Here is a 24,851-nt window from a genome sequence, read left to right on the forward strand (position 1 = left end):
CCCCCTAATCGCTCTTGGTGTGTTATCCTCCGCTTTATGCCACACGCCGATTTCGTCCATCTCCGCGTTCATTCCGCTTACTCCCTCAGTCAGGGAGCCATCCGAATCCCCGAACTGGTTGCGCTGACCCGCGGCATGGACATGCCTGCCGTCGCCATCACCGACACCGGGAATCTGTTCGGTGGGCTGGAGTTCTCGCAATACTGTGCGGGGAAGGGCGTTCAGCCAATCATTGGCTGTCAGATTGGCCTGCCGCCACGTGATGACCGGCCCGGTGCCCCTTCGGAGCCGATCGTGCTGCTTGCGCGGGATGAGGAAGGGCTGTCGAATCTCCAGTTCCTGTCCTCGGCGGGATTTCTGGAAGGGGACACGACGGACCCCACTGTCACGCTCGATATGCTGTGTGAACGGAGCAAGGGGCTTTTCCTTCTGACAGGGGGCACCCGAGGGCCGCTCTATCAGATGTTGGCCGAAGGGCAGCAGGAACAGGCTGAAGCATGGCTGGCGCAACTGCATGAGGGGTTTGGCGATAATCTGATTGTAGAACTCAATCGTTTCGGTCTGCCGATAGAGGAAGCCGTCGAGCCGGGCGTGCTGGCGCTCGCTGACCGGATGCGTCTGCCGATTGTCGCGACCAACGAGTGTTTCTTTCCGCAGCCCAAGATGCACGAGGCGCATGATGCGCTGATCTGTATCGCGCAGGGGCGGACCATGGCGGAGAAAGACCGCTGGAAAGTCTCGCCCGAATGCTGGTTCAAGCCGCCGGCCGATATGCGAAAACTGTTCGCCGATCTGCCGGATGCCTGTGACAACACGCTGGCGATTGCGAAAAGCTGCGCCATCAAGGTCGAGACGCGCAAGCCGCTTTTGCCGATGTGTCCAAAAGTGCGAGAGGGGCAGACCGAGGACGAAACCGTCCGCGCCATGGCGCGGGAGGGACTGGAGCTACGTCTCTCGGCTATCAGCGCAGATGAGAAAACGGCTTCTGTTTACAGGGAACGTCTGGAGTTCGAGCTTGAGATCATCTCACGTATGGGATTTCCGGGTTACTTCCTGATTGTTGCGGACTTCATCCAGTGGGCGAAGGCCCATGATATTCCGGTTGGGCCGGGTCGTGGTTCCGGTGCAGGCTCGCTGGTGGCGTACGCGCTGACCATCACGGATATCGATCCGCTTCCGTTCAACCTGCTGTTCGAGCGCTTCCTGAATCCGGAACGTGTTTCGATGCCTGACTTCGATATCGATTTCTGTCAGGATCGCCGCGATGAAGTGATCTCCTACGTCCGCCGCGAATATGGCGGCGACCGTGTGGCGCAGATCATTACCTTCGGAAAATTGCAGGCGCGCGCGGCAGTGCGTGACGTCGGTCGTGTGCTTGGTCTGCCTTACGGCATGGTCAATCGTGTCGCGGAACTGATTCCCAACAATCCCGCCAAGCCAACCACCCTGAAGGAAGCCATAGACGGCGAACCCAAACTTCAGGAAATGCGCGATACGGACGAGGCCTTGCGTCGTCTGATGGAAATCGGGCAGCAACTTGAAGGGCTTTACCGTCACGCCTCGACCCATGCGGCTGGCGTGGTGATCGGTGATCGCAAGCTTGTTGAGCTGGTCCCGCTCTATCGCGATCCGAAGAGCGACATGCTCGTCACGCAGTTCAACATGAAATATGTCGAGCAGGCCGGTCTGGTTAAGTTCGACTTCCTCGGCCTGACCACGCTCACCATTCTCCAGCGGGGCGTGCAGTTCCTGAAGGGCCTCGGCATCGAGGTCGATCTCGCGAAAATACCGCTCGACGACAGGCTGACTTACGAAATGCTGTCACGCGGTGATACGGCCGGCGTGTTCCAGTTCGAAGGCGCGGGCATGAGGGATGTCCTCAAGCAGATGCGCCCGACCCGGCTGGAAGACCTCATCGCCGCAGTGGCGCTCTATCGTCCCGGTCCTATGGCCAACATTCCCGATTACTGTCGGCGCAAGCATGGCGAGGCATGGGAACCGCCGCACGAAGAAATCCGCGATATCCTTGAAGAGACCTATGGCATCATGGTCTATCAGGAACAGGTCATGCAGATCGCCCAGAAGATGGCGGGCTACAGCCTCGGTGCGGCTGACCTTCTGCGTCGCGCCATGGGCAAGAAGATCCGTGCGGAGATGGACACACAGCGCGAGATCTTCACCGAAGGCGCGACGGGGCGTGGCATCCCGAAGGACAAGGCTGTCGAGGTCTTTGACCTGATGGCGAAGTTCGCTGACTACGGCTTCAATAAATCCCATGCTGCGGCGTATGCGCTGGTGTCGTATCAGACGGCGTGGATGAAGGCGAACTATCCTGTCTCGTTCCTTGCCGCCTGCATGTCGCTGGCGCGGGAGCGGACGGAAAAGCTGGCGGCCCTGCGGCAGGAGGCTGAGCGTCTGGGTATTCGGGTCTTGCCGCCCAACATCAACAAGTCCGATGCTGACTTCAAGGTTGAGAAGCAGGACGATGGCACGCTCGCCATTCGTTATGCTTTGGCGGCAGTGAAGAAGGTCGGTTTTGTCGCCATGCAGGGACTCATGGAGGCGCGCGGAGGCAAACCGTTCCTTGACCTGGCGGATTTCTCTGCCCGTGTGGATCCGAAAAACCTTAACAAGATGCAGTTGGAAAATCTGGCTCGTGCGGGGGCTTTCGATTCCATGGAACCGAACCGCGCACGCGTGTTCACCGCTATCGAGATGATCCTCAAGCGCGCGCATGCGCGGGTTCAGGAGGTGAACAGCGGACAGGGCGGTCTGTTCGGTGGTCCCGCCGAGCCGGAGCCCCTGCATCTGTCAAAGGAGCAGGACTGGCCTGAGTTTGAAAAACTGTCATACGAAGCGGATGCGATCGGTTTTCATATGACCGGTCACCCGCTTGATTCCTATAAGGCGGTCATGCGCCGGCTGGGTGTTGTGCCCATGTCGCAGCTTCTGCCGACGGCAGAGGGCGGGATCACGCGGGTCAAGATTGCTGGATGTGTGGTGGATCGCAAGGAGCGTCCGACACGGAGCGGCAGCAAGATGGCGTGGCTGCGGCTCTCGGACGCAACTGGTAGTTGTGAGGTGACTCTCTTTTCAGAGGTGCTGGGGCGGGTAAGGGACGTGCTGGTGGCGGGTCGTGCCGTGCTTGTGACAGCCGATCTGAAGCTGGAAGGAGAAGCTCTTCGCATTACGGCGTCCGATCTCGTGGAACTGGAGGACATGGCGTCCCAGACTGGTGGGGAAATGCGGATATGGCTTGAGGACGCTGACGCCGTCAGTGATATTCAGGCGGTTCTGTCCCGGCAGCATGGTGGTAAAGGAAAGGTTGTTCTGCTGCCGCGTATTTCGGATACGCAGGAACTCGAGGTTCGCCTACGCAACGGTTACCGGCTGAGCCCGGTTGTCGGGCAGGCTCTGAAGATGATTTCTGGTATAACGGCTATCGAGATAAGGTGATGCAACTTTAAGTTGTATTTTTATCCAGAAAATGACACAGTGTGAGTCGTAATGAACTAAACTGTCCTCGGAGAAGCAGGATGGATATCTCGACAACTGCTGCCAGCACTGTGCAGGCGACGCTGGCATCTTCAGTTAATGAGGATGCGCCGCGCGGATCATCTGCAAGTAAAACCACGGCCTCAACGCCTTCGGTTTCGACTCTGAATGCGATGCCGGTAATCAATCCGTTATCGCATATTGATCCGGCACTCGGTATCGTGGTGGCCGAGACGTATAATACGACCGGAGTGGTCGTTGATCAGTATCCGACCCGCCATATGATGCTGCAATATTCACTGTATGGTCTGTCTGATGGCTGATTCTGTACTGAACTGACTGTGCATTATATTGATATCACTGTTGAAGCATAATCCAGTTATGCTGGTATGCATATCCATGGCTTGCCTTCTGTCTGGTCGAGGTTGATCCTGTCTCGATGTCATTGCACGTTGCTGAAGGGCGTAAAGCTGAAAATGCTGCGTCTGAAATGGTAGACGTGCGAGTGAGGCGAGGGAATGCAGGGCATGTTGACGCAGCAGGAAAGCCAGGAAAATCAGGCAGCCGAAGTTCAGGGTGACATGGGGCGAGGAACTGCCGCGGTTACGAGTGAGCTTTACGAGCGAACTGGTCCGGATCTCCGGCGCATAAGCCTTAATCCTGATTTCTGGTATCCGGTCGCATGGTCTCACAAGATCAAACCCGGCAAGGCGTTTGCAACGCGTTTCGCAGGCGAGCCGATTGTGATCGTTCGCCCTGATAATGGGGCTCCCATTTACGCACTGGAAGACCGTTGCGCGCACCGGCAGGTTCCCCTCAGTAAAGGCACTGTGGATGGCGATGTGGTGCGGTGCTGTTATCACGGTTGGTCGTTTGACCGAAAAGGTTCATGCGTCACCGTGCCTTACCTCAACAAGCCGGGCGTCGGGCGCGGTGTGAAGACTTATCCGTGTCATGAACGTAGTGGACTGGTCTTCATTTTCCCCGGTGATCCCGAACTGGCGAAGACAGTTCCGGTGCCGATCCCGTGTCAGGCTGACAATCCCGAGTTCAAGACGCGGCATTTCGATCCACTGGTGAACTGTCATTATTCATTCATGCACGAAAACCTGATGGACATGAATCATCAGTTTCTGCACCGCAAGCAGATGGGGCAGATCACGGCCCGTTTCATGGGGCAGAGCAAGGGTGAGAATTTTGTGGAGGCCAGCTACAGTTTCGCCCGGAAAGGGGGAGACCAGCCGCTGGCCGAGCGTCTCATCTTTGGCAGGCATGACAAGACCATCGATATCAAAGACCAGCCGGTCGATGAGATTGTCACCATCCGTACGACATATCCTTATCAGACACTCCAGATCAGAGATAAGGACGGTGACCTCGTCATGGATCTCTGGGTGGCCTATGTGCCGCTGGGCAAGGACGAGACGGCGACGCAGAGTTATGGCCTGCTCTCGGTCAAACGTCCGAAATGGAAGTTCCTGCTTGATCTGGCGTGGCCGGTGCTGGGCATCTTCACCAACCGTATCTTCATGGAAGACAAGGAGATCGTGGAGATGGAGCAGCAGGCTTGGAGGGATCTCGGAGGCGACCATAATGTCGAGGTCTTCCCGGTCGTGCGTAATCTGAGAGAATTGCTGATCCGTTCGGGCGTTCCGCTTCCGACAGAGCGTTGATGCTGGAATCAGGCTTCTGCGGCGCCGAGGTCTGACGCATCGAGAGTCTGTCCGCCTTCATTATGGCGCAGTCAGAAGGGCGGTCCTTCCGGTGGCGATTGGTCCGAAGATGACTGTTCCATTGCAGCCTGTGCTTCGGGGTTGATTTTTTCAGGGGAAATGGTCATACCGCCCCTGCCTGTGTCCAGTGACACGGGACTTCACACGCAGCGTCCGCACTGGTGTCCGTTCTTTCGGATTTGGTGCGCTGCGGAGGAACAACCGGAACGCAAGGATTTTGAATCATGGCGATGCCTGATTTCACACTGCGTCAGCTGCTTGAAGCTGGCGTTCACTTTGGTCACCACACCCGCCGCTGGAACCCGCGCATGGCGCCGTACCTGTTCGGTGTGCGTAACCAGGTTCACATCATCGACCTGCAGCAGACCGTTGTTCTGCTTGACCGCGCGCTGAAGGTCATTCGTGATACGGTCGCGAGCGGTGGCCGTGTTCTGTTCGTCGGCACCAAGCGCGCAGCGTCCGATCAGGTTGCTGAAGCGGCACAGCGTTGCGGTCAGTACTACGTCAATCACCGCTGGCTCGGCGGCATGCTGACCAACTGGAAGACCATCACGGGCTCCATCAAGCGTCTGCGCCAGATCGAAGACATGCTGGATGGTGAGACACAGGGTCTGACGAAAAAGGAAATCCTCGACATCACCCGCGACAAGGAAAAGCTTGAGCGCTCCCTCGGTGGTATCAAGGAAATGGGCGGCCTGCCTGATATCCTGTTCGTCATCGATACAACGAAAGAGAAGCTGGCGATCGAAGAAGCTAACAAGCTTGGCATTCCTGTCGTCGCCGTTCTCGACAGCAATTCGAATCCTGAAGGCGTGACCTATCCGATTCCGGGTAACGATGACGCCATCCGTGCGATCGAGCTGTATTGCAACCTGGTTTCCAGCGCTGTCCTCGACGGTATCTCCGCCGAGATGACCGCTTCCGGCCGTGACTTTGGCGCAGCTGAAGAGCTGCCTGTTTCCGAGGTTGCTGCTGTTGAAGGAACAGCGGAAGCTCCGGCTGCGGTCCCTGCTGAAGCAGGTTGATTGAAGGGCGGGAGTTCGTGGAGCATATCCACAGACTCCGCCGCTGAAAGATTGCAAGCACGTCCCGCATGGTGACGTGCTTGCTGCTATTGTGGAGAAAGAATCATGGCGGAAATCACTGCTGCCCTCGTGAAGGAACTGCGCGAGAAGACCGGTGCAGGCATGATGGACTGCAAAAAGGCGCTCAAGGAAGCTGCCGGTGAAATCGAAGGCGCCATTGACTGGCTGCGCACGAAGGGACTTGCTGCTGCTGCCAAGAAATCCGGTCGCGTAACTGCCGAGGGCCTCGTGGGCGTTGTCTCCGAAGGCAAGCGCGCAGCGATGGTTGAGGTGAATGCCGAGACCGACTTCGTCGCCCGTAACGAAGCATTCCAGGGCTTTGTCGAGGAAGTCGCCAAGGCTGCCCTGACGGCTGGTGAAGATATTGAGAACATCAAGAAGGCAACGGTTGCTTCTGGCCGTACGGTTGCTGACGAGCTGACTCACCTCATCGCCACGATCGGTGAGAATATGTCGATCCGTCGCGCCCGCGTTCTCGAAGTGCCGTCTGGTGTTGTCGCCACCTATATTCACGGTGCTCTGAAGCCGGGTCTCGGCAAGATCGGTGTGCTGGCTGCTATCGAAGCGCCGTCCGAAAGCGATGCCATCATTGCTCTGGGTCGTCAGGTCGGTATGCATGTCGCCGCAACGCGTCCGGCTGCCCTTGATGTGAGCAGCATTGATCCGGAATCTGTCGAGCGTGAGCGCACGGTTCTGAAGGAGCAGGCTCTGGCCTCCGGCAAGCCGGAAGCGATCGTCGAAAAGATGATCGACGGCCGTATCCGCAAGTTCTACGAAGAAGTTGTTCTTCTGGAGCAGGTCTGGGTTCATGACGGCGAGAGCCGCGTGAAAGACGTTCTTTCCAAGGCTGGCGTCAAGCTGGCTGGATTTGATCGTTATCAGCTCGGTGAAGGCATCGAGAAAGAAGAGAATGACTTCGCTGCTGAAGTAGCCAAGGCTGCTGGCAACTAAGATCAGGTCGTTCTGATATGAGCGGGGGCGGGGCATCTCTTGAGTGGGAAGCACCCGCCCTTGTTTTATCTGTGGCGCCGTTTGGAGAAGCCGATGCGCTGGTGCATCTCTTCTCACCGGCTCAGGGTGTCTCGCATGGGCTGGTTAAAGGTGGCCTTGGTCGCCGGAATGCTGCGACGTGGCAGAGTGGCAATCTTGTGCAGGTTCAGTGGCGGGCGCGCATTCCCGGGCAGCTCGGGACTGTAGTCGGTGAACTGGCGGGCCCCAATGCTGCCCGAGCGCTTTCTTCAAGGGCCAGCCTTGCCTGCCTGACCTCTCTGTGTGCTGTTGCAGATAGTGCGCTGGCGGAAGGCGAGCCTTATCCCGGACTGTGTCAGGACAGCGCGCAGGTGCTTGCGATGCTGGGTACGCAGGATCCCGAAACGGAAATTTCGACTCTCATCCGTTGGGAAACGGTCCTGCTGCGGGATCTTGGTTTTGCACTGGATCTGTTCTGTTGCGCTGTGACTGGACGGACGGACAGCCTGATTTATGTTTCGCCACGCACGGGACGCGCTGTGTCTGAGGAGGGAGCCGGAGAATGGGCTTCCCGTCTGCTGCCCTTGCCCGGATTTCTGCTTGATGACGCCGACTGTGGCACACCGGAGGACTGGCGGGATGGTCTGCGGCTGACGGGACATTTTCTGTCACGCGACGTCTTTGGTCCTCTTCATCGTTCACTGCCTGCAGCAAGAATCAGGCTGACAGATGTTGTGCAGTCTTTTGTGGTTGGTCCGGGTAGCTACTGATTTCAGCCAGAGTTCAGCACTCAGTGGCAAAAGATTCTTTCCGAATGCCGGATAGTGTACTTAAGCTTGGTCAGATTTTGTTGCGTTGAAAGATGCATAACTGGCGGACCTGCAGCATTATTCCAGAAAAGCAGTCACGGTGCCGAGTGTATTAAACTGCACGCTTACATGCGTCCGGTGCGGCACAAAAAATGCGCCTGACAGCGAACCTGTTGTTACAACTGTGCCCGCCTCGATAGGCAGTCCACGTTTGCTGGCATGATTGGCCAGCCAGACCAGCAACCGCGTCAGATCGTTTACCGCGTTTCCGCCAACTTTTTCGGAGACGCGGTGATGATCGATTCTCATCACGAACTTTTCCTGAGCTGGATCGAAATTCCGCCAGTCTGAATAAGCCGGGCCGAGAATAAGCGCGCCGTGATTCTGCTGATCGGCCATATGCGTCAGGCGCGACTGACAGCCCGGTTCGATAAACCGTGTGTCCACGACCTCAATGGCTGGATGCACGCTTCCAACAGCCGACAGAATAGCGTCTGCGGACAGATCCGGACCGACGGCCTTGTCGAAGCGGTAGGCGATTTCCGCTTCCACCCCGCGATGGTTAAAAAAATCCGCAGGCAGAATGACACCATCACTGAACAATGTTTCAGCGTGTAGCGGGGCGGCAGACGGTTCTGAAACGGAGCTTGAGGCTCCGACTTTCCAGCCGCGAACGGGACCGCCCAGAGATGCGAGATGATTCTGTACCTCATAAGCGGCCTCTTCGGAATCGGGGAGCAAATGAGGGGGCAGCGATATGATAGGAGGCGCATCGCCCTGACGGACGACATGCAGGGTACGCGCCAGTATAAGAGAACTGGTCGGGCTACTGTGGTTTTCGGCCATGAACCGTCTGTGTCCGGACATAAAATTTTGCTGTGGTTTATAAAGCCTTAATTTTGTCAGACGAAAGGCGATAGGAAAAAATACTCCGATTTTACCGTTTAACCGTTTTTCAGGACCGGATAAGGAGACATATCCTCCGGTTCATGTCGTTTTCAGAAATTGTAAAGTCCAGAGAGCCGCCGAGTCTGCTTGTACCAGAAGGGCTTACCATTCAGCTCCAATGACATGTTTGGGCTGATTGGGGCCGGGATCAGCGTTCTCTGACCAGATGCTCCAGTCCCAGCCGGGATGCTGGTTGATTTCCGCGGTCATGGCGGCCTGACTGTGCACTCCTTTCAGTGTTTTGTGTGAATAGTCTACAAACGCCGCCTGACTGCCCATATAGACACAGCCACAGCCGATGCGGTCAGCGTAAAGATAGACGGGGCCGGTACTGGTCGGACGGTAGGTCAGCATTCCGGTCGGGATAAGATTCATCATCTCATAGCGCGCTGTCGTATTGGCGGCATGAGCGGTGAAGCCACTGTAAGCAAGCTGTTCATCAGTCCTGAGGTAGCGATCCGCCGGTGAACAGGCGGCAAGACCGCCCAGAGCGGCGAACAGAGAGGCAAATCGAAATGCCGGACGGCGTGAAAAACCGGTCAGGACGTTGGCCAAAGCGTATCTCTCCGTTATGGGTGCGCACGACGGAGGACACAGGACATGAGTGACACGTTCGCAGGCCATATCGAGGATACCCGACTTACCGACGCCCTGAGCGAGCGGTATCTGGCTTACGCGCTGTCGACAATCATGTCCCGCTCGTTGCCGGACGTGCGGGACGGTCTCAAACCGGTGCACAGGCGACTCATCTTCGCCATGCACCAGCTTCGTCTTGATCCCGCATCCGGGTTTAAAAAGTGTGCACGTGTCGTCGGTGACGTGATCGGTAAATATCATCCGCACGGCGACGCCTCGGTTTACGAGGCGCTGGTGCGGCTCGCGCAGGACTTCGCGGTCCGATTCCCGCTCGTGGAAGGGCAGGGTAATTTCGGCTCCGTGGACGGCGATAACGCCGCCGCCATGCGATACACCGAAGCCCGTCTCACCAAGGTCGCGCAGGCGCTGCTCGAAGGCATCAATGACGACGCTGTCGATTTCCGCCCCACCTATGACGGCGAAGACGCCGAGCCGATCGTCCTGCCTGCCGCCTTCCCGAATCTGCTGGCCAATGGCGCGGCGGGAATCGCCGTCGGCATGGCGACCAGTATTCCACCGCACAACGCCGGTGAAATCTGCGCGGCTGCGGGCCTGCTGATCCGCAAGCCGGACGCGACTGTGGCCGAACTCCTTCAGCATATGCCCGGTCCGGACTTCCCGACAGGCGGCATCATCGTCGAGGATGCGGACGCCATTCTGAAGGCTTACGAAACCGGTCGTGGCGGTTTCCGTATCCGCTCCCGCTGGGAAGTCGAGCAGGGTCGTTTCGGGACGTGGCTGATCGTGGTCACCGAAATCCCCTATCAGGTGCAGAAATCGCGCCTGATCGAGCAGATCGCCGACCTGCTGGTGCAGAAGAAACTGCCTCTGCTGGCTGATATCCGTGATGAAAGCTCATCCGATATCCGTCTTGTGCTGGAACCGAAAAACCGCACCATCGAGCCGGAAGTGCTGATGGAGACGCTGTTCAGGGCGACCCAGCTTGAGAGCCGCTTTTCGCTCAACATGAACGTCATCGGCCCGGATCGTGCTCCCGGCGTGCTGGATCTCCGGTCCGTGTTGCAGGCGTGGCTCGACCACCGCCACGAAGTGCTGGAACGTCGCAGCTCCCATCGCCTCGCCGCCGTCGAGAAGCGCCTCGAAATCCTTGAAGGCTTCCTCGCCGTCTACCTCAATCTCGATGAGGTGATCCGCATCATCCGCGAGGAAGACGACGCCAAGGCCAGCCTGATGGCGACCTTCAGCCTGACGGACATGCAGGCCGAGGCCGTCCTCAACATGCGTCTGCGCAGCCTGCGGCGTCTGGAAGAGATCGAGATCCGTAAGGAGCACACCGCTCTTTCCGCCGAACGCGACGAACTCCACGCTCTGCTGGCCGACAGGACGCTCCGCTGGTCCCGTATCGCCGCCGAGGTGAAGGAAATCGGCAGGAACTTTGGTTCCGGAGCGCTGGGGGCACGCCGCAGCACGCTCGGCGCACCACCGCCACAGATCGACCTTTCCGCCGCCACTCTGGTCGAGCGCGAGCCGCTGACCATGATCCTGTCTGAAAAAGGCTGGGTCCGTGCGGTGAAAGGCCACGGTATCGACGCCAGCACCCAGAAGTTCAAGGAAGGCGACAGCCTCCTGCTCGCGCTGCCCTGCCAGAGCACGGACCGTATCTGCTTCTTCGCCACGGACGGTCGCGCCTTCACCGTCAACGCGGGTGATCTCCCGCGCGGTCGTGGCGACGGCCAGCCGGTCCGCCTGCTGATGGACCTCTCCAATGACGAGGAGATTCTCTCCGTGTTCGTCATTGAGGAAGGCAAGCAGCGTCTCGTCGCTTCCAGCGTCGGACGCGGCATGATCGTGGCTGACAGTGATTTCGCCGCTGAAAAACGTGGCGGGAAGCAGGTTCTCAACCTCAAGGACGATGAAAGCGCCCGTCTGTGCGTTCCGGCGCAGGGCGATCACGTCGCGGTCTATGGCGGCGACAAACGCCTGCTCGTCTTCCCCGTCGATCAGCTTCCGGTCATGGCGAAAGGGTTGGGAGTCACGCTCCAGAAGTATCCGGATGGAGGCGCGAAACTCGGTCTGCGACAGGCTGTGGTGTTCAGTGCGACGGAAGGGCTGCTCTGGCCTGGCGCTGTGCGGGTGCGGGGCTTTGCCGAGCTGGAGCCCTGGGTGAGCAAACGCGCCGCCACGGGCAAGGCGGCTCCGCCCTGGGCGATGAAAAAAGCCTGAGAGAGTCTGCGCGGGTGAAGACCCGCCTCATCGCGCGGTTCGCATCATGCAGGACATAATCCCATCCTGACGATCCTCATCCTGTTGCCGGTCATTCTCGCCAGCCTGCTTTCGGTAACGGCGGAGCGGTGGATCGGGCTTCCTCCGGGGCAGCAGCGGCTGGCCTGTCAGGGGATGTGGCTGATCGCGGCTCTGGGTGCGCTGTTCGTGCTGCCATGGAGCGCGGCTGACGCCCGGTCCGTATTGCCGGTTTTCACGCTGGACCCGCTCGGTTGCCTGTTTCTGATGGTGTTCGTCCTTCTCGGCTGCTGTGCGGAGCGCTGGATCAGGCCGGGAGGCCGCCTGCCTCTCGCCTGCGCTGTGGCGAGCCTTGCCGCCTTCGCCACCGATGCGGTTGCCCTGATGGTGACAGGGTGTCTGGCGCTGGTGCTGGCGCTTCCGGAACGGCAGAAGGCGTCGGCCGGTTGTTTGCGGATACTTCTCTTCGCCGCTGGCTGCGCACCCGGACCGGTCCATGGTGCTGAATGGATGGCGATCGTCGCGGCTCTGGCCTGTGCAGCCGGGGCAGGGCGGCGTCAGGCCGATTTCGCGGTAGCCCCCATGCTGGAGGCCGGCTGTGGTCTGCTTCTGCTGTGCCGTGTTCTCCTGAGGCCGGACAGTATCGTCACTCCCGCCATGACCGCGACTCTGGTTGCCGGAGGGATGACGCTGGCCTTCGTGCGGGTCTTCTCCGCCCTCACGACACGCAAAAGCAGTGTCGCGACTATGGGATTGGCCGGCCTTCCTGCCGCGCTCAGCATCACCTCCCTTGGTCTGCTGAGTCTCGCCAGTAATTCCGGCTCAGCACTGACGGCGCATGTGGCGGCCGGTACGCTGGTGCTGCAGTTGGTGACGCTCTGGCCCGTCGCCATTGCGTTTCTCAGGACTGGTGGTCTGGTGTCGGAAGGGGCCGGTTCGGATCATCTCGGGCGTCTGGGTGGGCTGATCCTGTTTGCTCCCCGGCTGGCGGGTCTGTTCGCCGCCACCCTGCTGGTTCTCACCTTCCTGCCGCCCGCTGGTGGTTTCACCATCCTGTGGTTGCAGGTTGAAACGGCTCTTGGGCTGCTGCCGGACGGGTTTACTGCCGCCTTGCCGTCGCTGGCTTTCCTGCTGGCTCTGGGTGCCTTGGTCGCGCTGACCGGGCTGTCGGCCCTGAGACTGGCCGGCCTCCTCCTGCTCGGTGGCGCACGCAGTCCCCGCATGGCTGCCTGTCCCGATGCAATATGGCCTGCTCTGGCGCCGGCGATGGGCGCGCTGCTGTTCGCCATTGTGACCGGTTTGGCGCCGGGTGGCGTCCTGCGGCTGGCCGAGCCGGTTCTGCAGCAACTGACGGGTGCATCGCGCCTGACGCCCCAACCTGTCTTTACGCTGGTGGCGCCCGATGGCCTGTCGTCATGGATGCCTTGCGGTGTCACCGCGCTTCTGTTGATGGTAGTGGTGATCATCCGGTTGGTGCAGCAGCAGGCTCTCCGTTCGCGAACCGGCGCCCTCACGCTGAAACGCGAGATTCTGCCGGATATTCATACCGGTGAAACGACGCCCTGGCTCGGTGGCCTGACAACCCGCGCACCGTGGTTGCCGTTCGGTGAGCCGCTGATCTGGCCGGGCGTCGATATGGCGCCGTCCTTGCTGCGCTCGGTGCTTTTTCCGCAGGGACGTCTCCGGTTCATGTCCCGATTGAGGATGCTGCGTTATGGCGCGCGCTGCCTGTGTCGTCTCCGGCGGATGCTGCGGACAGCGGCTCCCTTCGCCGACCATGCGACCGCTGTTGTGCTTGTTCTGGTCGCACTGGGAATTTCTCTGTCAGCGCTGATGTCATGACGATTCTTCAGATCATTCTTTCCGTTCTGCTGACGGTGTTGCAACTGGCGCTCGTGGTGCTTGTCGCACCCCTGCTGAGCGGATTCCGCAGCTTCATTTCGGCGCGGATGACCGGTGTTCCCGCATCCCCGGTGCTGCGCCGCTGGTTCGTCATCGGTCGTGAGTGGAGGGCTGCGCCACCTCTTAAGCAGAGCGATGCGCCGCCGCTGGTCGAAGGGACGATCACTGAAATCGCAGCACCGCTTTCCCTGGCCGCTGCCGTGTGCGCGGCGTTGCTTGTGCCGGCGTTCACTCAGGGACTTCTGACACACTCATGGTCTGATCTGTTGCTCGTGGGGCTGTTGCTGGTGCTGGCCCGTTTTATCGCGCTGCTGCCGGGACTGGCCCAGCCTGCGGAACGCGCCACGTTTGCGTTCGGGCGGGCTGCCGCCTTGGCTCTCGTGCTGCCCTGCCTGTTTCTGCTGGTGGCGCTCCTGTTCAGCGCTGGAGCGACGACCGGACTCGCCGCAGTGCTGACCGGGCTTGTCCATGCCAATCCGTTTGTGGAAGGCGCACCCTTTGTGCTGGCCGGCGCGGCCATTCTGGCGGCTGTCGATCCCGTGGAGAAGTCCGATATCGCAGGGCAGGGAAGTGATGGGGCGCTTCTGATGATGTCGCGGGACATCACGGCTCTGACATGGCTGACGCTGGCGGGGGACCTCATGTGGCCCGGATCGCTTGCTGCCGTCGCCAGCAGTCCGACTGTTCCGGGTGGTTGTGGCGCGTTGCTGCTTGGCGTTCTGTGCTGGCTTCTGCGCAGTTTTCTGCTGTCTGTCATTCTTGCGACCGGACGGGCTTTTGCGTTGGGTGATCTGGCCGGGGTGCGTCTGCGGGCAGCGTCGGCGCTGCTGCTGGCGGTGCTGGCGCTCCAGTTGATGACCGCCAGCCGTCTCATGCCGCCCATCGGCGTCATACCGGAGGAAAGCCGGGTTTCAGACAGAACACCTGCGGCGCATCCTGCTCCTCGCCGAACGGATATCGAAAAACGATGACGCTCGCACTTGCCCTTCTGCCTCTGCTGGCTTTGCTGACCCTTCCCGCCGGTCTGCTGGTGACCCCGGTGACGGGACTTTTGACCGCTCTCTCCATCCTGCTTCTGCGTCATGCGTCGGCGGATCCGTTTCCTGCCGTCATTCTGTTTGCGGCGATGAGCGCACTGATCCTGTCTGTCGCTCCGACATGGTGGCTGGGGCGTTATACGGATGAAACCGGGCCGTCGCAGGTGGCCGGGGCTGTCGTGCTGTCTCTGGTGTTGATGATTGCGGCGAGTCTGAGCCTTCCGTCAGAGGACATGCTGCAGAGTCCGGCGCTTCTTTCGGCTCCTTTCATTCCAATCGACGGCTCGGTGGTGACTGTGGCGCTCGGCGTAACCTTTATCGGTCTGGCCACGCTGTCGCTGCGTTCAGGCGCACGCTACCAACTGGCGGGTCTTCTGACGGCCTGCGACGGATTGCTGCTGACAGCGGCCAATATTCGCAATCCCTATGCGGGCTGGCTCATCGGTGTGTGCCTTCTGCTGCTCGCCGGAGCCGGGACGTGGCTGGTAAGACGTCTGTCTCTCCTGAGGATGAAATCCGCAGAGCGAGGGAAGGCCGGTTTCTGATGCTCATTGCCGCGGACATCATCCTGTTTCTCAGCCTCGTCTGGCCATTTCTGGCAGGCGCGATCATCGCCGCGTCTGGTCCTGAAAGCCGGACGGGCGATGAGGAGACGCAGAGCCGGTTCTCCCAGCTTGCCGCGAATTTTTCTTTCGTTGCAGTGGGGCTCGCCGCACTCAATGTGCCTCTTTCGATATATCTGGCCGCAACCGGACAGGGTGTTGAACTGGGATGGATGATCGAAGCGCCGTTGGCCACGGTCGGCTGCCTGATCCTGCATGTCAGTCTGGTGTCGCAGTGCTTTGCGCCGCCGCAGCCAGAGGAAGAGCGCGCGCTGGTCACCCGCGACGCCGTTCCGTTCTGGACCAGCGGCCTGCTGGCTCTGGCCATGATGCTTTCGGAACCAGTGGCCCGGGCGGTCATGCTGCTGTCGGCTCCCGTTCTGGCCGTCATTCTGCTCAACACAGGTGCGGGCCGTGCTCTGTCAGGCTGGAACACGCTCCGCCGAACCGCCACGGGAGCCCTGCTGGTCTGTAGCGGCTTCCTTCATCCTGATCCGATCATCGAGGGAATGCTTGCCGGGGGTGGCTTCTGTCTGCTCGCTAGCCTGTTTCCCTGCACGATCCCTATGAACGCGATGCGAACGGACCGGACAGGCAACGCTTCGGAAAGTCTGAGAGCCAATGCGGCAACGCTGGCTGTCGTGGCGTTGCTGGTGACCTTCCCTCTGCCACCAGTGACGGCCCTGAGCCTGCGGGCTCTGCTCTTTGCGTCCGGTCTCGCCACACTGGCGCTGGCGGCGGTACGCCTGAGACTGAAATCGGCGCAGTCTGCATTGCTTCTGACGCAGGCTTCGATGGGGCTCGCCGCCGTTTCTGCGGGCCTTGCCCATCCTCTTGTGGCGGATCTGGCTGTGTTCGGTCCTCTCGTCGCCACGCCCTGGCTCTCGCTGTCCGGAAAGCCGGCTTCCCGTATGGCGTTTCTGGCGGACAGGGCGTTTCTTCTGCCCGGATTCGGAGCGCTTCTTCTGGCAGTGATGCTGGTTGCGATGACTTCCCTGCCGCTCGCCCTGCTGCTGATTGCGGCTGTATGGCCGGCGCTAAGACCCGGTGTGCGGCTGTTCCCATCGAGCATCGTGCTTCCCAAAATCAGTGGTGCAAAATCCGGCGACAGGGAGGGGCGCTCATGAGCATTCCGCCTATCCAGTTTGGCAGCCGGGCTCTTGTGACCCAGGACCCGGCTACGCCTTCAGTCCGGGCACTCATCAGAAAGGGCCGAAAAACCGAAACGGCCTGGCGCTTTGAGTTGACCGAAGAGGCGTGGTTCGATCTGGCGGAATGCCTGCGTGACGACCCGGCGGTTCTGCTGGGGCTCTGGTGTGACGGCAAGGCGGTGCATGCTTTTTTCAATGACGGCGTGCCGGGCGGTGAAGTCGGGTTGAAACCGTTGATGGCGTCTCTGGTGCTGGATGGCCCCCGTTATCGCGGGTTTTCCACCATCCGTCGTCGTGTGGCCCCGTTCGAGCGCATGATCCGTGATCTCTGGGGCGTCGAGGCCATGGATGCGACGGATACACGACCTCTGGTGGATCGTGGTGCATGGGCGGTGACGGCGCCATTATCGGCGCGACCAGTGCCAGCCTCGGGCATCACCGACATGCCCGAATTTTCCACGCCGGACCCGTTGGTGGCGGCGCAGGGGATGGTTTTTTCGCGTGGTCCGGCATCGGGCGGTGCGGAGGGGCCTGTGCATTTCCGTCTCGGCGTCGCTCGCGGACAGATTCGTACGGTTGAGGCGCTCACCGGCTTCGCGCACCGGGGTATTGAAGCACGGATGGCGGGCGTCCGGCTCGCCGATGCGGCGGGTCTGAGCGGACGCATCCATGTGGGCGCGACGCTGGCCCACCAATGGGCTTTCAGCGCCGCGGTCGAACAGGCCGTGGGTGTGACGGTCGGGTCAATGGTCGGACATATCCGTGCAATGCTGTGTGAAATCGAACGGATTCACACGCATCTCACCTGTCTGGCGCGTACGGCGGATGCCGCTGGAGCGGACATGCTGGCGGGTCGGTTGTACAAGGCGCGGGATATCCTCTCCCGCGTCTGCCAGGCCGCCATCGGACGGCGGCTGTTGCTGGACTGTGTGGTGCCGGGTGGCGTGACGCTCGCCATTTCCGGGTATGAGCAGGTGCATGAGGACGTCGTTCTGGATGGCCTGAAGACCCTTTGTGAGGAAGTTTCTGTCTTCGGAACGGGAGATTTCCTTGATATTCAGGCGCTCTGGCAGGCAACCGGCGTTGTGATGTCCGGTCTGGCTGGCGAGGGGCAGGTTCCGCGATCTCTGGCCGATGATCTTGTGCTGGGCGGGGCCGTCGGTCGTAGCTGTGGGAGAGGGGCGGATCTGCGCCTGTCCATGGAAGCCTATTCGAGTGTGCGAATCCGCACACCCGTCACCATTGAAGGGGATGCGGCCGCCCGTTGCCGGATCCGTTTCGAGGATATTGCGGAAAGCCTGCGGATAATCGCCGCTTTCGGCGTCATGTTTACTACGGAAGGTGAGGCGGAGCGTCTGTCATTCCTTGTTCCGGTCGAAGTCCCTCATGAACGATGCGAGGGATATGCCGCTGTGGAAGGACCTGACGGGCTGGTCTGCCATGTCGTGATTTTACAGGGAGGCCGCGTGGAGCGCACGTTTATCGCGGAGCCGGCAGGCGTGCTTCAGACCGTGCAGGAGGCGGCTCTTCAGGGATGCAGCCCTTCTAAATGTGATGCCGTGCGGTGTTCGTTCGGTGTTTCTGCCGCAGCGGTTGATCTGTAAACATGGTCCGGTTACCGCCGCATTTCTGTATCAGACCAAGAGGGAGGCGGTTGCCGTGTCGACTGTTCTGATCCGCGCATTGTTCACGTCCCTGCTGGCGCCCGCCGGTCCTGCGCTGCCGCCGGTCGTGTCCCGCTCGCCACTGGTTTTCTTTCATGTGGACAGCGGCGGCTGTGAAGCCTGCAGCCTTGAGGTCGAAGCGCTCATGAAAGGCGATTACGGTCTGGCTGAAGCAGGAATCGTATTTACGGACGCGCCCCGGATTGCAGACATGCTGCTCGTGACAGGCGCCTGCACCCGCATGATGGCGCCCGTGGTCAAGGCTGCATGGGAAGCGATGCCGAAACCGAAAGGTCTGCTGGCTGTCGGAGCCTGCGCGATTGATGGAGGGCCATTTACCGAGAATTATGCCGTTCTCGGTGGTCTGGAGAAGCGGGCGTCCGTGGATTGCGCCATTCCGGGCTGTCCCCCGACGCCTGACGCCATCCTGCAGGGAATTATAAGCCTTCTTTCCCCGACACCCGCTCCTGTGCCGGAAGCGTAAATCCGGGCCATCCGTGTTTCAGCGGGGCTGACCGGAGGACCATTATGAAGTCGCCGCTGTTACGGGTGGGCGGCCCGTTGGGGAAGAGCTTTACGCTCCTCCGGGAACGGGGCTTCCTCCTCGTCTTCCTGCAAGGCTTCAGCGGCTTTCCGGAGTCTCTGGAAGCTCATTCTGCTGACAGGCAGCAGGGCGACGTATACAACGCCCATTGCAGCCAGCACGCCCCAGGGGTCAGCCACCAGAGCGACAAGATAGGCGCCGATACCCAGCATCATGGGCAGGACATATTTGGCGGGCACCTTGAAGTTCTTGAACGACCAGACCGGCAGGGTGGACACCAGAAGAAAGCCGGTTCCGATCAGGCTCATCACAGGCAGCCATGGCAGCCGGGTCATTTCGTAAAGGCTGGTGTAGCCGAGCTTTTCCGCTTCAAGCCCGAGAAAGAGCGGGAAGAGAGCCAGCCCGGCACCGGCTGGAGCCGGGACGCCGGTAAAGAAGTTGCTGGCGTATTTCGGACGCTCTTCCTCGCCGTCCAGACTGGCGTTGAAGCGGGCCAGACGGAGCGCCATGCAGACCGTGAACAGAATACAGGGCAAAAACGCATAACGGCCAGCATCTTTCATTGCCCAGATATACAGGACGAAAGAAGGGGCGACACCGAAGCAGAGAAAGTCGGAGAGGCTGTCGAACTCGGCGCCGAAGCGGGTCGATCCACGCAGAAGCCGCGCAATCCGCCCATCGAGTCCGTCAATGATGGCCGAGGCCAGAAGGGCGAGAGCGGCGTGATGGAAACGCCCATCAAGCGCGAAACGCATGCCCATCAGCCCGCTGCACAGGCCCAGCATGGTGAGCAGATTGGGGATAAGACGGTTGAAGGAGGGGCCTCGCACACGTGCCCGCGCAGACCGGCCCCCACGCAGACGGCGACGTCTGCGTCTTACGGTTTCAGCCATTAAACGAAATACTCCCGCGTCACGCGACAGAAACGACTCAGCACCGGATCAGGCGTCAAGCTTGGCCACGACCGTCTCGCCGCCGATCATGGTCTGACCGACTTGCACCAGGGGCTCGACACCGGGAGGGAGATAGACGTCCGTGCGCGAGCCGAAGCGGATCAGACCGAACCGCTCACCGGCTTCCAGACGCTCGCCAGCCTTGACGGAACAGACGATACGGCGGGCGATCAGTCCGGCGATCTGCACCACAGCCACCATGCGGCCATCCGGCAGCGTGATGCTCATGGCGTTACGTTCATTGTCGGTCGAAGCCTTGTCGAGGCTGGCGTTGAGGAATTTGCCCTCATGATAGGCGATGCGGGTGACGGTTCCGGCGACAGGCATGCGGTTCACATGCACGTCCAGAACGGACAGGAAGGTTGCGACGCGCCAGACGGGAGTCTCGCCCATACCGAGTTCGACAGGGGGCGCGATTTTTTCAATCGACACAATCCGTCCGTCAGCCGGAGCCAGAACCAGACCTTCCCGGGCGGGAGCCGTGCGTTCCGGGTCACGGAAGAAATAGAGACAGAATCCGAAGAACAGACCGCCTGCCGTGCCCGCAGCACGGAGAACCGGGCATTTGAAGCGCCAGCCGAGATAGCGGGCGGCTACCGTCACGGCGCCTGATGCACCGAGAAATGGATAGGCCTCGCGATGCGGGCGGGAAAGGACGAACTTGAGAGAGCCTAGGAGTGACATGCTACCGTTCTTGACCGTTCATCGATGAGGAATCAAGAGAAACTCGTGACATTCGGGTGTCGTCTTGCGTCATCCTGGCTTTTCTGGTCTCCATCCAGCCCGGTCCGGCCTGCAGGAAGCGTGTCGGAAATCCCGTGAATCCAGCCGTGAGGCCAAGCTTGGGAGACCTGTCATGAGAGTGATCCGCTCCGCCCTGTTCCGGATCTATATCGTCGCTATTTCCATCCTGATGGGCTGGGTGGCCATGCCTGTGCGCCTTTTCGCACCCGGCTATGCGATGCCGTACGCCAAACTCTGGGCACGATTCTATCTGGCTGGCGGGCGTTTCTGGTGTGGCATACACACGCGTATCGAGGGGCTGGAAAAATTACCCCGTGACAAGCCGTTTATCATCGCTTCACAGCATCAGTCTGCTTTCGACACGCTGGTCTGGATGAATCTCGTGCCCAGACCCACGTACGTCATGAAGGAGGAACTGCTGAAAGTGCCTCTTGTCGGCCCGATGCTGAAGCTCACCGGCATGATTCCCGTCCAGCGGACGGGAGGCGGCAAGGCGATGCGCAATCTGCTGAAGAAAACTGAGCAGGCGGCTGTCGAGGGCAGGCAGATGATCATTTTCCCGGAAGGGACCCGCATGGCTTATGGGGAGACCGTGCCCCTCAAGCCCGGCATCGTCGCCATGGCCAGACATACAGGCCTGCCGGTCTATCCGGTCGCGACCAATTCGGGGCTTTACTGGCCGAGCCGCGGCTTTCTCAAGCGGGCTGGAACCATCTCGATCATTATCGGAGATCCGGTAGAGGGCACGGGGCGGGGAGAGGTGCTTCAGGCCATTGAACAGTTCTGGAAGCAGGCCCGGCATCGCCTGAACGCCTGATGGGTTGTCTTTATCACCAGAAGAGGCACGCTTGTGGATAACTCTGTGGGATAAACTGGCGAGGGAAGGTGTTTGAGGCTGAATCCACAAAATCCCCTGCTTTTTCAAGGTTCCAATGAAGTCAAGCCGGTTTATTGCATAAAAATGAATATATGAGATTTTTTGGCGGAAAACTGCGGATTTTTTAAAAATTACACAAACTGATGAATTATTCCTTTTCGCGACAAACTGGGGAAAAGCGCTCTCCGGGAAACGTGGATACTTTAAGTGGTGAATTGTGGATAAGTTTTGTGAGTCCATGATGACCCTCATGCCTGCGGGGGATTTTATTGAGCGGGTTCCGCACTCTGGCTCCTGAAACTGACGTGGAGTACACACTGCATGGCAGAGGAAGAAAGCAGGGGGAGCGTAAGCTGAAATATCGCAGGTGCCTCCTTGTTGTTACCGGACTCGCTCTGGTGTCGGCGGTGACGGTCTGCTCAGGAATGATGCTGGCCCGACAGACCCTTGTCAGGACGGTTGATGCCGAACGTGAGACACTTCTGAGACAGGGTTGGAGTGTTTCCTGGCGGACGCCGGGATTCAGTCTGTTCTCATTGCCGTGGCGGATGACACTTCGTGATATTCGTCTGAGTGGTCCCTTCAAAAATTCGCATCTGGTGTATGGCGGTGACGCCATGACCCTGTCTCCTGCCGGACCGTTTTCCTCGGCCATCAGAATTGATTTCACCGGATCGCAGGCGCTTTTGCTGGGGCGCGACTCTCTTCATCCGGATCTCGCATTCAGACTGACAGGAACAGGAGTGAATGTTATTGCTTCGCGGTTTGCGAAAGATGGTGAGACTCACGCTGCTTTTAGAGTGAAGAACAGCCGCCTTGAGGTGTATGCGATTCCTTTTGCTCCCAGAGGGATTTCACTCCCGTTCAGTCTCGGTTTGAGCAGGGTTCAGGGTAGAACAGAATGGTATCTGAAGCAGACACAACGCGCCGATATTGCTGTCGATGTGACAGCCGCCGCCATCTCGTTACCTGTTGCGGTGCCGGGCAGTGGAAATCTGGTTGAAGCCCTGCATGTGGCGTTGTCTGCCGGCGAGATGGAAAGTGGAAACGGCGATCTTCCAACCGTCACACTGCATATCGGAGAAGCCCGGTTGGGACCGTCTTCTTTTGCTGTCGCCGGAAAACTCGCATGTCAGCCGGATGTGGTCGGTGATTTCAATCTGACGTTACGTGGTCTTGAGAAAATCGCTGACAGCATGGTTGTGGCGGGTGCGGCCCCTCCTGAAGTGCGTCGCCTGACAATGCTGATCGAGCGTTATAAGACACAGGGAAATCTGGAGCAGCCTTCCGAAAAAACCGGATATGGCGATGAATCGATGCCGGATACAGTTATCGATCTGCCGTTACGGTTAAGAAACGGCCAGTGGATGATCGGGGCTTTGCCGGTCGGCTCGTTGCTGGAAATATGGCGATCAGGAAAGGACAGATCTGCTTCTCCCTGAAAAACGGTTTGTGATGAAGGCGGAAATCAGCCCGCAAGTCTGTTTTTGCATCAGGCCATGTCCTTCTGTCGTCGCAATTTACCCAGTTCGGACGATGAGGCGGCGCGGAGAAACGGGTTGCATGACCGTTCCGATCCGAGAGTGGATGGGACCGTCGGCAGCCCCTTTGCACGCAGACGCAAGACGTCTTCCGCGCGGTGCTGGAGAGCCGTGTTGTCCGGCGTTACGGAAAGGGCAAAGCGCGCATTGGACGCTGTGTATTCATGACCACAGTAAACCAGTGTTTCGTCTGGAAGAGCGTCGAATTCATGCAGGCTGGCATACATCTGTTCGGGTGTGCCCTCGAACAGACGCCCGCATCCCAGGCTGAACAGGGTGTCGCCACAAAAAAGCGAGGCAGGGTCATCGAAATAGTACGCGATATGCCCCAGCGTATGCCCCGGCGTTTCCAGTACAAGCGCCTGACTGTCTCCAAATGAAATCCGATCCCCGGCTCTGACGGCCTGATCAAGGGAGGGGAGACGGGCCGCGTCGGCTGCTGCGCCGACAATGCGGGCGTCATACCGGTCCCGCAGGGTTTCAGCGCCTCCCGTGTGGTCCGCATGATGGTGCGTCAGAAAAATGGTGTCGAGCCGACCACCATGGGCCTCTATCGCGGCCCTGACCGGCGCGCATTCGCCGGGGTCGACCACGGCGACCATGCCGGTTTCCGTGTCCGTCAAAAGCCAGACGTAATTATCTGAAAGAGCCGGAATGGGCAGAACGGTAATCGGCATGACGGGACTCCGGTAGTGCTGCATCTGGGCGAGTTATGATACTGTACGCATCATGCTGGATGAAGTTCGTTCTGCTGACGTATTCTATGACACATCGGCGGGCGCGGGGGTGGTGCGCCTTCTCGGTCGGCGTCTGGCGGACTGCTGGCCGGATCTCCGGGGGCTGAATGTCCTGGGCCTCGGTCATACCACTCCTTTTCTTGCCGACTTGAAGGATCAGGCAGCCCTGACCGTGGCTGCTCATCTCGGAACGCTTCCGGATGTGGCGCTTTCCCATCGTCAGGCGGAATGTGTTGTCAGTGGCGGCTGTCTTCCTTTTCCCGACCTTTCCTTTGACCGGATCCTCATGGTCCATGCCCTGGAAACTGCCCCTTCAGGTCGCGAACTTCTGCGTTCGGCATGGAAAGTGCTGCGCGATAATGGAAAGCTTGTTCTCATCGTGCCCAACAGACGCGGTCTCTGGGCATGGAGCGATACAACGCCCTATGGTCAGGGAACCCCTTATTCACAGCGTCAGGTTTGTCGTCTGTTGCAGGAAGCCATGTTTCACGTCGAGATGTGTGAAACGGCTCTTTATCCACCGCTTTTCCCTCTTCTGCGTCATACACGTCTGAGCGCTGCCATTGAACGCTCCGGAGCGGCGGTATTGCCTGCCTGCGGCGGGGTCGTCATTCTGGAAGCCGTCAAAAACCTCTGGGGAGGCGTTCCGTTGGCTGCGGGGAAACGAGAATTCCGGTTGAGACGCCGCCTGGTTGAAACGGGATGACAGAATCTGTTCTGGATCGGATCGCCCTGCTGGACGCGGTGCTGCTCAATGCGTCCAGCGCCACGATTGCTCTGGAAAACTGGTGTGAACGACACGGTGTAGGTGCGCCGCCTTTCCGGCTGAGGGTGCATGTGGAGCAAAAGGATAACCCTTCACTTCCTGCTATCGCGACGGGTATTTTCGATGCGACCGAAGCCCTGCGCTACAGGCATGTCACGATGTTCTGCGGCGAACTGGCTGTGGCTCACGCGGGAAACTGGTATTCCCCCAGCCGATTGACGCCAGAGATGACCTTCAGGCTGGACACGACGACGGTGCCGTTCGGTCGTGTCGTGGGGCCGTTTTCCATCAGTCGGGACACGCTCGAGACCATTCGCCTATGGAATGAAGAGCGCCTTCCGCCGCCATCAGCCGCGGTGATTCGTCACACGGCGATCGTGAAAAGAGCTGACTGTCAGCCTGTAAGCGTGGTGGAAGAGACATTCACCGGCGTGCTGCTGGATTTCTGAACGGGCG

At 59.6% G+C, this 24,851-nt stretch carries 22 protein-coding genes; 17 read left to right on the forward strand and 5 right to left on the reverse strand.

The window, feature by feature from the left end; all coding sequences use genetic code 11:
* Positions 1–36 precede the first annotated feature (36 nt).
* The 6 genes from dnaE to recO all read left to right on the forward strand — a co-directional run bounded on the left by dnaE (position 37) and on the right by recO (position 8,052).
* The gene (gene dnaE, locus A0U92_RS04725) at positions 37–3,456 is read left to right on the forward strand and encodes a DNA polymerase III subunit alpha (protein WP_077812226.1); all 3,420 of its coding nucleotides are present in this window, start codon (positions 37–39) and stop codon (positions 3,454–3,456) included.
* Positions 3,457–3,536: 80 nt separating this feature from the next.
* On the forward strand, positions 3,537–3,818 hold the full coding sequence (locus A0U92_RS04730; protein WP_077812227.1) for a hypothetical protein: 282 nt from the start codon (positions 3,537–3,539) through the stop codon (positions 3,816–3,818).
* A 258-nt stretch (positions 3,819–4,076) separates the two neighbouring features.
* Positions 4,077–5,168, forward strand: a complete 1,092-nt coding sequence (locus tag A0U92_RS04735) for an aromatic ring-hydroxylating oxygenase subunit alpha (protein ID WP_077814250.1) — start codon at positions 4,077–4,079, stop codon at positions 5,166–5,168.
* Positions 5,169–5,452: 284 nt separating this feature from the next.
* A complete protein-coding gene (gene rpsB, locus A0U92_RS04740; protein ID WP_077812228.1) occupies positions 5,453–6,253 on the forward strand; it encodes a 30S ribosomal protein S2 in 801 nt (266 codons plus the stop codon).
* A gap of 105 nt (positions 6,254–6,358) precedes the next feature.
* Positions 6,359–7,264, forward strand: a complete 906-nt coding sequence (tsf, locus tag A0U92_RS04745; protein WP_077812229.1) for a translation elongation factor Ts — start codon at positions 6,359–6,361, stop codon at positions 7,262–7,264.
* Between the two features lie 17 nt (positions 7,265–7,281).
* Positions 7,282–8,052, forward strand: a complete 771-nt coding sequence (gene recO / locus A0U92_RS04750) for a DNA repair protein RecO (protein WP_077812230.1) — start codon at positions 7,282–7,284, stop codon at positions 8,050–8,052.
* Between the two features lie 117 nt (positions 8,053–8,169).
* Here the strand turns inward: recO and A0U92_RS04755 are convergent, their stop codons facing one another.
* The gene (locus A0U92_RS04755) at positions 8,170–8,937 is read right to left on the reverse strand and encodes a 2-keto-4-pentenoate hydratase (protein WP_077812231.1); all 768 of its coding nucleotides are present in this window, start codon (positions 8,935–8,937) and stop codon (positions 8,170–8,172) included.
* Positions 8,938–9,141: 204 nt separating this feature from the next.
* On the reverse strand, positions 9,142–9,594 hold the full coding sequence (locus A0U92_RS04760) for a hypothetical protein (protein WP_077812232.1): 453 nt from the start codon (positions 9,592–9,594) through the stop codon (positions 9,142–9,144).
* Between the two features lie 45 nt (positions 9,595–9,639).
* On the opposite strand from A0U92_RS04760, the gene parC reads away from it, so the two are divergent.
* From parC to A0U92_RS04795, 7 genes are all read left to right on the forward strand, one after another.
* Positions 9,640–11,859: a DNA topoisomerase IV subunit A gene (gene parC, locus A0U92_RS04765; RefSeq protein ID WP_077812233.1), complete on the forward strand. Its 2,220-nt coding sequence runs from the start codon at positions 9,640–9,642 to the stop codon at positions 11,857–11,859.
* 84 nt (positions 11,860–11,943) lie between these two features.
* Complete coding sequence (locus tag A0U92_RS04770; protein ID WP_077812234.1) at positions 11,944–13,719, forward strand: hypothetical protein; 1,776 nt, start codon at positions 11,944–11,946, stop codon at positions 13,717–13,719.
* Entirely contained in the window at positions 13,716–14,750 is a 1,035-nt protein-coding gene (locus A0U92_RS04775; protein WP_077812235.1) for a hypothetical protein, read from the forward strand. Before A0U92_RS04770 ends, A0U92_RS04775 begins: the two co-directional genes overlap by 4 nt.
* Positions 14,747–15,361: a hypothetical protein gene (locus A0U92_RS04780; protein WP_077812236.1), complete on the forward strand. Its 615-nt coding sequence runs from the start codon at positions 14,747–14,749 to the stop codon at positions 15,359–15,361. Before A0U92_RS04775 ends, A0U92_RS04780 begins: the two co-directional genes overlap by 4 nt.
* Positions 15,295–16,545 (forward strand): hypothetical protein, encoded by a 1,251-nt coding sequence (locus A0U92_RS04785; protein ID WP_236748272.1) that lies wholly within the window; start codon positions 15,295–15,297, stop codon positions 16,543–16,545. Before A0U92_RS04780 ends, A0U92_RS04785 begins: the two co-directional genes overlap by 67 nt.
* A complete protein-coding gene (locus A0U92_RS04790; RefSeq protein WP_077812238.1) occupies positions 16,542–18,173 on the forward strand; it encodes an NADH-quinone oxidoreductase subunit D-related protein in 1,632 nt (543 codons plus the stop codon). Before A0U92_RS04785 ends, A0U92_RS04790 begins: the two co-directional genes overlap by 4 nt.
* A gap of 55 nt (positions 18,174–18,228) precedes the next feature.
* A complete protein-coding gene (locus A0U92_RS04795; protein WP_077814251.1) occupies positions 18,229–18,717 on the forward strand; it encodes an NADH-quinone oxidoreductase subunit B family protein in 489 nt (162 codons plus the stop codon).
* A gap of 59 nt (positions 18,718–18,776) precedes the next feature.
* Here A0U92_RS04795 and A0U92_RS04800 read toward each other — a convergent pair whose 3' ends face one another.
* Positions 18,777–19,670 carry a CDP-alcohol phosphatidyltransferase family protein gene (locus A0U92_RS04800; protein ID WP_077812239.1) on the reverse strand — a complete coding sequence of 298 codons (894 nt, stop codon included), beginning with the start codon at positions 19,668–19,670 and terminating at the stop codon, positions 18,777–18,779.
* Positions 19,671–19,718: 48 nt separating this feature from the next.
* Positions 19,719–20,414, reverse strand: a complete 696-nt coding sequence (locus tag A0U92_RS04805) for a phosphatidylserine decarboxylase (protein WP_077812240.1) — start codon at positions 20,412–20,414, stop codon at positions 19,719–19,721.
* 172 nt (positions 20,415–20,586) lie between these two features.
* Here A0U92_RS04805 and A0U92_RS04810 point away from each other — a divergent pair, with 172 nt between their 5' ends.
* The gene (locus A0U92_RS04810; RefSeq protein WP_077814252.1) at positions 20,587–21,291 is read left to right on the forward strand and encodes a lysophospholipid acyltransferase family protein; all 705 of its coding nucleotides are present in this window, start codon (positions 20,587–20,589) and stop codon (positions 21,289–21,291) included.
* Positions 21,292–21,620: 329 nt separating this feature from the next.
* Entirely contained in the window at positions 21,621–22,793 is a 1,173-nt protein-coding gene (locus A0U92_RS04815) for a DUF2125 domain-containing protein (protein WP_236748273.1), read from the forward strand.
* A 50-nt stretch (positions 22,794–22,843) separates the two neighbouring features.
* Here A0U92_RS04815 and gloB read toward each other — a convergent pair whose 3' ends face one another.
* Positions 22,844–23,569, reverse strand: coding sequence for a hydroxyacylglutathione hydrolase (gene gloB / locus A0U92_RS04820; protein WP_077812242.1), 726 nt, complete (start codon positions 23,567–23,569; stop codon positions 22,844–22,846).
* A 52-nt stretch (positions 23,570–23,621) separates the two neighbouring features.
* Between gloB and A0U92_RS04825 the strand changes: the two genes are divergently transcribed.
* Positions 23,622–24,335: a class I SAM-dependent methyltransferase gene (locus tag A0U92_RS04825; protein WP_236748274.1), complete on the forward strand. Its 714-nt coding sequence runs from the start codon at positions 23,622–23,624 to the stop codon at positions 24,333–24,335.
* The gene (locus A0U92_RS04830) at positions 24,332–24,844 is read left to right on the forward strand and encodes a hypothetical protein (protein ID WP_077812243.1); all 513 of its coding nucleotides are present in this window, start codon (positions 24,332–24,334) and stop codon (positions 24,842–24,844) included. Before A0U92_RS04825 ends, A0U92_RS04830 begins: the two co-directional genes overlap by 4 nt.
* The last annotated feature ends 7 nt before the right edge of the window (positions 24,845–24,851 follow it).

The organism is Acetobacter aceti (genome assembly GCF_002005445.1).
In the GTDB taxonomy this organism is placed as follows: Bacteria; Pseudomonadota; Alphaproteobacteria; order Acetobacterales; family Acetobacteraceae; genus Acetobacter; species Acetobacter aceti_B.